Below are 1,881 nucleotides of genomic sequence, written 5' to 3'. Positions count from 1 at the left end.
TTACGAAGCTTCTTGTCGGCACGAGCATCGGCACCACCGCGGCGATCGTGCCGCTTACTATCGGCTCGGCCCCCTTTATCGCGCGGCTCATCGAAAGCGCGCTGCTGGAGGTCGATAGCGGTGTGATCGAGGCGGCGAAGAGCTTCGGCGCGAGCAAGACGCAGATCATCTTTCGCGTGATGTTCGTCGAGGCGCTGCCTAGCATCATCGGCGCGATTACGCTCACGCTTATCGTCATCATCGGATTTACGGCGATGGCTGGCACAGTCGGCGGCGGCGGGCTCGGCGACGTGGCGATCCGCTACGGCTTTCAGCGCTTCCGCCCCGATATAATGGCATACACCGTCGTGATCCTGATCGTACTCGTGCAGATCATACAAAGCATAGGAAATTTACTTTATAAAATCACAAAAAAGTAAGGAGCATATAATTTATCACTAAATACGGTGCGTAAAATGTCTAAGGTGTTTGCAATTAGAATTTTTGCTAAGATTGCGTGAAATGGAATTTTGAAATTGAAATTCCATGAACCGTTAATTCATAAGTAAAATTCTAAAATTTTTTAATTATTTATGCTCCGGTTTTTTAATTTCATTGTATCTAGCATTGCTATGGATGGCTTGCTAAATAGTTGTGTATACTCATAAAATTCTACTCTTGCTAGCGAGATTCGGCATTCACTCACAAAGCTCCGCTTTCGCTCATTTGATTGCACTCTCGCCGTGAAATTTTGCCGTAAATTTTGATCTGAAATTTTGTATTGCAAATTTTAAAGCGGCATAGAAAGCGTAGAATTTTATGAATCGCATTGCGCCGCTTTCGGTAAATTTCACGCGGACGGATACAGCGCGTTTAATAAGATTATTATTGCATAAGAGCGAATCTATGAAATTTTATCTAGTGCATAGCGTCTAAATTTAAAAAGGGGCGAGAAATCTCCCGCCCCTGAAATTTTAAGTATAGGATTTGATTTTATAAATGTGTGAGCTAGGGCTTATGCATCTCTTATTTAAAACATAATCTCAAACCCTGCATTGATAGCACCACCTCTTGTTTTGCCTACGTAGCCCTTGCCTCCTAGGCTAAAGATAAGGTTTTTACTCTCATACTTATAGCCGGCTTCAAATACTCCGGTTGAGCCTTTTAGGCTAGGCTTAGGAGCGTCAAGTCCCATGGTAGATGCTTTAGCATCCCCGCTAAACTCATATTCGTATGCGCCTCCTACATATAGATTATGCTCATCTTTTAGATTTATAGTATCTCTAAGACCAGCTCTTACTCTATTAGATGTAACGCTATCAAAGTGATATCTCTCGCCAGAGCTTATAGTAGCATCCGCATCATCCGTGTAAGCATATAGCCATTTAGTATAAACGTCTAGTTTATTACTTTGGCTTAGATCAAAGATCTGACCTATTCCTATATGAGTAGCTATATAGGTTGAGCTTATATCAAACTTCTCATTATGAGCTAATACTCCAGGAGCTATAGCATAGGTCCAGTCGTTACTATTGTAGTCGCTGCTTATCTTACCTACGTGAAAGCTTGCATCTAGATAGGTACCACTAGTAAAGTTTTGCTTTAGCATCAAGCCCCCGCCTATATACTCGCTATCTCCGTCTGCGTGCAGACCGCTATCTAAGTAGCTATCGTAGTTGGCTTTTCCGTATTCAACGAATACTCCGCTTAAGATATCTCCTGCGAAATTCTCAGTTAAGCTGGCAAGTCCTGCTGCAACACCGTAACCTTTGGAATTTACGTGCGAGCCCGTCTCATACCTTAGATCATAAGCTTCGCTTATAGCAAAAGGAAATAGCTCTAAATGCCCATCCGGTATTAGCTTATCTAGGTAGTTAGTGATTAACTCGCTTCCGCTCTTTA

2 protein-coding genes are annotated in these 1,881 nt (G+C 42.8%); one reads left to right on the top strand and one right to left on the bottom strand.

Going from position 1 to position 1,881, the window contains the following annotated elements:
- Positions 1-419, top strand: a 419-nt coding sequence (locus Q0537_RS07145; RefSeq protein WP_299226495.1) for an ABC transporter permease subunit, incomplete at its 5' end; no start/stop codon positions are given.
- Positions 420-1,009: 590 nt separating this feature from the next.
- On the opposite strand, the gene Q0537_RS07140 is transcribed toward Q0537_RS07145, so the two are convergent.
- Positions 1,010-1,881 (bottom strand): autotransporter outer membrane beta-barrel domain-containing protein (locus Q0537_RS07140; protein ID WP_299226492.1); only part of this gene is annotated, 872 nt, incomplete at its 5' end.

The sequence above is a fragment of the uncultured Campylobacter sp. genome, assembly GCF_938017775.1.
In the GTDB taxonomy this organism is placed as follows: domain Bacteria; phylum Campylobacterota; class Campylobacteria; order Campylobacterales; family Campylobacteraceae; genus Campylobacter_B.
This window is presented reverse-complemented; position numbering and strand designations above follow the sequence as displayed.